Genomic DNA, 5,550 nt, shown 5'->3' on the forward strand with positions numbered 1-5,550 from the left:
AGCCTGGGTGGTCCACGCTCCAGGGCCTGCTCATCGCGCCCCCGTGCGTGGCCTGCAGGGTAAGGGGCTGCCCGCATTCACCCACCGCCGGCAGCAGTCCAACCCGCTTGGCTGGGCGGTGCGTGCTGTGGCGGTAGCCTCGCGGCCCTGCGCTGTGGAGGGCCGGCGTGTGGGCTGAACGGGTGGTGAGGGCGGTTGCGCTGTGTCGGAAGACGCTCATCACGCGTTGGTCCGGGCGTGAATCCTCGCGTAGACGACGCTGTGCCGTATGCGGCACCGCTCGGGCTTACTGGCTCCCGGCCCGAGCGGGATGACCTGGGCGTCGGCGTCAGGCGTGACGGCGGGTGGGGCCGGGCCGTGATGGTCATCTACTCAGCGGTGCTTGTCGCTGTTGCTGTGGTGCTTGCCGTTGCGGGCCGGCTCGCTTGAGAGATGCAGAGATGCCTGGTCAGGGCGGGCCGGATGATCTGCGGGCAGCCGGGTTCGAGGCGGGTGTGTGTCTGCGTGACCAGCTGGCCGAGGCGATCACCTTCCTTCGCTGGCGGACAGCGGTGATGCTGTCGCTGGCTCCCGGTCGTGTGGGTGGATCCGGTGCCGCCGGGTTGGAGGGCGAGTCATCATCTGGCTCGCAGCCCGGGGGTGAGATGACGCCTTGGCGCGGGCTCGGTGCGAGCGGGGCGGCGGCTGCGGTCGCGTCCCCGAGGTCCTGGGAAGGCTCTCCGGCCCCCTGTAACCGCTCGGCGGCCCCGGGTCCTGTCGAGCCATGACATTCCCGGGGCTGCCGGTCACCGGCCGGTTCAACCGGTTGAGGGGCGCGGCCCGACCTGCACGAGGGAGGTAGGTAGGCGCCGGACCGCCGACACGCTGCACGACGTGTCACCAGTCCAACGGGCAAAGCCCGGGCAACGTCACGGCCGCGTCAACATTCCACCCCGCAGGGCATCGGCGCTCCGGGCAGCTCCGCCGGCTACTGCAGACGGCAGTCGAGTCCTGGCGAGCCAGGGCCTCCAGATGCGGCGGGCGCAGACGGCTGCAACCGTATGGGTGAAGGGGGCTGCTCCACACGAGCTTCTCCGGAAGGAGCCAGCCATGATCACGGCGCACCCTTCGCTCCTGCGGGAGCTGGTCGAACGATGCGAAACGCTCAGGCGCCGCCTGGCCGCCGACAACAGCGCCGAGACCGCCCGCCAGCTTGAAGACGCGACCTACACACTGTGTGTGATCACCGGCACCCGCCAGCTGGACACGGCACTGTTTGTCGCCCGTCGACAACTGGCCGAGGCCATGAGACGAGAGCAGCCCCTCCGCCACTGACATGCCGCACTGGCTGCGGCCTGAAGATGCGCGGCACGGTCCCAGACCCACACCAACTCACGTCGGCTCGTGCGGAGCCATTCCTCCCCGGGAGCGACGTTACCTGGTGGCCGGGAGAGACCGGGGATCAGATACAGCTGCTCACGCGAGTCGGATCCCACGCGGCCGGCGGGGCTTACGCACGATGGCTCCCTTGGCCTCCAGCTCGCGCAGCTGGTAGTGCACGCTCGACGGCCGCAGGCCGACTTGGCCGGCGATCTCCGCGACCGTGGGCGCGACGCCCTGTTCGGTGATGGCCGCGCGGATGCAGCGCGCCTCCTGCCGCTCGCTGCCCTTGGCGCTGCACGACATCGACCTGAGCACCTGCCGGTTCGCCGGCGCCGTCCACCTCGACCAGTTGAAGGTGGACGGCTGGTGCACCTTCGCCACCACCCCCACCGGCTGGGGCTGGCGCTTCCCCTGGCGATGGAGCCGGCGCAACACGCTGACCGAGGAGCACCACCGGCGAGTGCGCACCGCCGCCACCTCATTCAAGCCCGCGGCTGGACCAGCCCGCCACAGAACGCTCCGAAGCTGAAACCGGCGGCGGTGGCGGCGCTGTACCGGCAACTGCGCAAGTCGCTGGAGGACGGCAAGAATGAGCCGGACGCCGCCGACTTCTACTACGGCGAATGCGAGATGCGCCGCCACGACGCCACCCGGCCCTGGAGTGAGCGTGCGCTGCTGACCGCCTACTGGGCTCTTTCCGGGTACGGACTGCGCGCCATCCGCGCGCTGGCCTGGCTGAGGGCGGCCATGACCGCCACGATCGCGGTGATGGTGCTGTGGGGTCTACCCGCCGATGCCCCGAAGCCGACTATCACCGGGCGCCAGACCGGCCCGGACATCAGCCTGACCGCTGACACCCCCGACCCTGTCAACCCCACCGGTCCCTGGACCGAGCGCGTCACCACCGAACGGCTGGAGAAATCCCTGAGGGTAGTGATCAACTCAGTGATCTTCCGCTCCTCAGGCCAGGACCTCACCACCACCGGCACCTACACCGAGATGACCTCCCGGCTGGCCGAACCCGTCCTCCTCGGCCTGGCCGTCCTCGCCGTCCGGAGCCGCGTCAAACGCTGACCACCGCCGACACCCAGAGCAGACCTCAGGAGCCACGGCCACTGGGCACTGGGCACTGAAGTGATCGTTGCGCTCGCGCCACCCCGATTCGCCGCACGAAGGACTTCAGTGCCCAGGTCACAGCCGCGCCCACTGAGATCTTCTGTGCAGCCCGACAGTGACGAGGTCATCAGAACAGGACGGTGGCTTCCGGGTCAGGCTCGCCGATGGGGATGGACAGTGATCTCGGCCCGCAGCATCGAGTCGATCAGCGGCGCGAACTCGTCGACCACCCGCTTCTGATGCTGCCCGTTCGACGTCCGCCGCGGCGGCGACGCCGGACCCTTGGCCGCGAGGTACTTGCGGACCGTCTTCCGGTCCAGCCCCGTCTCCCGGGCGATCTTCGACAGGCTCATCGCCCCGGACTCGAACAGGCCGCGAAAACGCCGCAGTACCAACCAGCGATGCGGATCCAAAACCATCGTCAGCCGTCCTCTGCCGCCCCACACCGACTGAGCAGCAGGATGCCCACTGCACGATCCTCAGCGCGTCAGAATCTGGCCCCGTTCATCCGTACGTGGCTGGGGACGTTCACGTGTACGCCGAGGTTCAGACACAGGTTCTCAACAGGGCTTCTTTACCACTTGGTCGCCTCGGGTGCCGGGGGATTGGCTTGCATCGGCGAATGTTCTGGCCGGTTGGCGACGGAACGCGAGGCTGTGGCCCCAGCGACCTGCGGGAAGTGTCGTTTTGCCGGGGATTGACGGCATTCGTTTTTCGCACAGCGTGTCGCTAGGGTCACGCTCAGGCGCGCGCAGGTCCTCGCACGGTCGCCAAACCTACATCCGAGGGCCTGCGCGCGTTCCCTAACAACAACTCCAAGGAGATGCGATGTCTCGATCCCCTCGGCGCCGTGGCGCCAAACCGGCAGCTGCCCGTCCGGCGCCTGGAAAGCAGGCTAACAGGGGCTACAAAATTCGTGCCGTTGTTGCCTCTGCGGGCAAGGCAAGGTTCGTTGCGTTCCTAGCGGTTCCCGTCCTGGCCATTGTGCTCATCACGGGGGCCTCGCTCGGCGCCCGTGCCCGGGTCGATCTGATCGGGCAGGTGCTGGGCAGCGTGCTCGCCGCAGTGGTGACGGCCGTGCTGAGCAGCAACAGGCGGCGTAAGCGGCACAGCTAGCCGCGCGGTGGGCGGGGCGCCGCGACAGCGCCCCGCCCACCGAAAGGGTGTTCCCACACCGTTGACGAAACCCCGACCGGTCCGGTTCCGGCGACGAAATACCCGGGCATCAACGACCGGCCGGGTCACGAAAAGTAGCGACCGAGTCCTTAACCCAAAGGAAGAATCTCCGTGGACCGCTGCGCCTTCTGTCACGCCCCTTTGCTACTGGCCGGCCCCAGAGTCGGACGTCCTCAGAAGTACTGCTCCGCTGCATGCCGCCGGTCGGCCCACCGAGCATCGCGCCGCCAGGCCGGCGCTCTGACCGCGCCGGAGGTGCACCGCCCTCGCCTGGCTCGCACAACAGCGTCTGCTGCGCCGAACGCGGCTCTGCCCCCCCGCACCACACCTGGCCGCCTGGACGAGATCCTCGGAGAAATCATCCGCGACCTCCAGGACGACGGCCGGGTCCTGCTGCGACAGATGGGAGACGACGACACCGAACAGATCCTGGAACAGGTCCAGCAGATGCGCACCCGGCTGGACTGCCTGACCGCGGGCCTGGTCGGGCGGGCACGGCTGCGCCAGGTCACCTGGGCCCATATCGGCCTGGCGCTGAGCGTCAGCGCGGACACCGCCCGGCACCGGTACACCGACGACTACATCGTGCGCCGCCTGAAACAGGTGGGACACCTGCCATCCGTACCCAGCTCCCTGCGCGCCCTGTACGAGGAGCCGGCCCGACACCTCGCCGGCGGCCCGGCGGACACGGGCGAGGCAATCCCCGATGAGGTCGAAGCCGCTGGCGCGGCCTACAACCGCCTGGCCCCTGTGCTGTCCATGCTCGCCCGCGCCTCGGAACTCCCGCTGCACGAACTGGCCCGCCAATCACGCTGCTCCGCCTCGTACCTCAGCCGCATGCTCAGCGGCCACCGGGTGCCCTCCTGGAAGATCACCGAACGGTTCGCGCGGGCCTGCGGCGCCGACCCAGTCGTGCTGCGCAAGGTGTGGGAGACCGAGCAACTGCGCCGGCGCCAGCCCCGCGGGCCGGCTGCGGGCGAACATGAGATCGACTCGCTGGACGGCATCAGCACCCGGGCACAAGCCATCCAGCGCCTCATGGCCGCCCTGCGGACCCTCCACGTGCGAGCGGGACAGCCCACCGTCCAGCAGATCTGCATCGCCTCCCGCTGGCGACTCCAGGCGGCACAGGTCACCGACGTGCTCGACGGCGCTGTCATGTGTGACTGGCCGACACTGTTTCAACTGGTGCAGGCCATGGGCGGTTCCGTCGACTACTTCCGCCCCCTGTGGCAGGCCGCAACCGAGTACCGCGATCAACCAACCGAACCGCCACCCACGGCGACCACAGTGGACCAGCCGTCCGCTGACGCACGGCCGGCAGGACCAGCGGACAACGCACACAACCTGATCAGCCAGTTCCGCGACGTCCTAGGCAGCGCACCCGCCTTCGACCTGGGGCAGCGGGAAGCCATCCGGCGCCGGATCGCACAGCGCGCCGAGCGCCAGGGCCACTGCTGAAACACGGAAGGAACCCCCGTCGGCGGTCGCCTCATCTCCGGCGCCCGCGAGCAGTTCGCCACCGTCATCCTCGCCCGGGTCAGCGTCGGCACCTGGCAGCGGCTCGCCCCGGTAGTCGACCCCGCCCCGAAGAGCAGCGCCCACCCCGGCCGCGTTCACGTCGTCCAGGACGGCGACGCCCACCTGGCCCAGGCGGTGCTGATGACCGACGCCGAAGCCGCCAACTGGTTCACCGCCACGGCGGTCGGAGTGGCTGTGTCACTCTTCGCGGATGTCGTTTCGACGTGAGTTCGGGAGTCACTCGCGGGGCTGCCGCGTGATCAATGTCGATGAGAATTGGTTCTGGCACAGATCTTGGGGAGCGGTCGCGGAGGGTTACCTTGGTGTTCGATTGCGAGGGGGTGGATTCTCGTGAGACCGCGTACGCCTTGCCGT

Annotated in this window: 5 protein-coding genes and 1 pseudogene; 4 read left to right on the top strand and 2 right to left on the bottom strand. The window is 68.9% G+C overall.

The genetic code is table 11. The annotated features are described in order from the left end of the window. Positions 1-1,089: 1,089 nt before the first annotated feature. Positions 1,090-1,314, top strand: coding sequence for a DUF5133 domain-containing protein (locus ACYVMZ_RS38975; protein ID WP_461088006.1), 225 nt, complete (start codon positions 1,090-1,092; stop codon positions 1,312-1,314). A 141-nt stretch (positions 1,315-1,455) separates the two neighbouring features. On the opposite strand, the gene ACYVMZ_RS38980 is transcribed toward ACYVMZ_RS38975, so the two are convergent. Beyond that, positions 1,456-1,665 (bottom strand): LexA family protein, encoded by a 210-nt coding sequence (locus ACYVMZ_RS38980; RefSeq protein ID WP_461088008.1) that lies wholly within the window; start codon positions 1,663-1,665, stop codon positions 1,456-1,458. Here ACYVMZ_RS38980 and ACYVMZ_RS38985 point away from each other — a divergent pair. Continuing rightward, positions 1,649-2,436: pseudogene (locus tag ACYVMZ_RS38985) on the top strand (pentapeptide repeat-containing protein); the annotation flags it as partial. The gene ACYVMZ_RS38980 and the pseudogene ACYVMZ_RS38985 sit on opposite strands and share 17 nt — an antisense overlap. A 194-nt stretch (positions 2,437-2,630) precedes the next feature. Here the strand turns inward: ACYVMZ_RS38985 and ACYVMZ_RS38990 are convergent. Beyond that, positions 2,631-2,897: a hypothetical protein gene (locus ACYVMZ_RS38990; protein ID WP_461088014.1), complete on the bottom strand. Its 267-nt coding sequence runs from the start codon at positions 2,895-2,897 to the stop codon at positions 2,631-2,633. A gap of 565 nt (positions 2,898-3,462) precedes the next feature. Between ACYVMZ_RS38990 and ACYVMZ_RS38995 the strand changes: the two genes are divergently transcribed. Then, positions 3,463-3,594 carry a hypothetical protein gene (locus ACYVMZ_RS38995; protein WP_461088010.1) on the top strand — a complete coding sequence of 44 codons (132 nt, stop codon included), beginning with the start codon at positions 3,463-3,465 and terminating at the stop codon, positions 3,592-3,594. Between the two features lie 462 nt (positions 3,595-4,056). Further along, a complete protein-coding gene (locus tag ACYVMZ_RS39000) occupies positions 4,057-5,115 on the top strand; it encodes a helix-turn-helix domain-containing protein (RefSeq protein ID WP_461088012.1) in 1,059 nt (352 codons plus the stop codon). The last annotated feature ends 435 nt before the right edge of the window (positions 5,116-5,550 follow it).

The sequence above is a fragment of the Streptomyces deserti genome, from assembly GCF_054782695.1.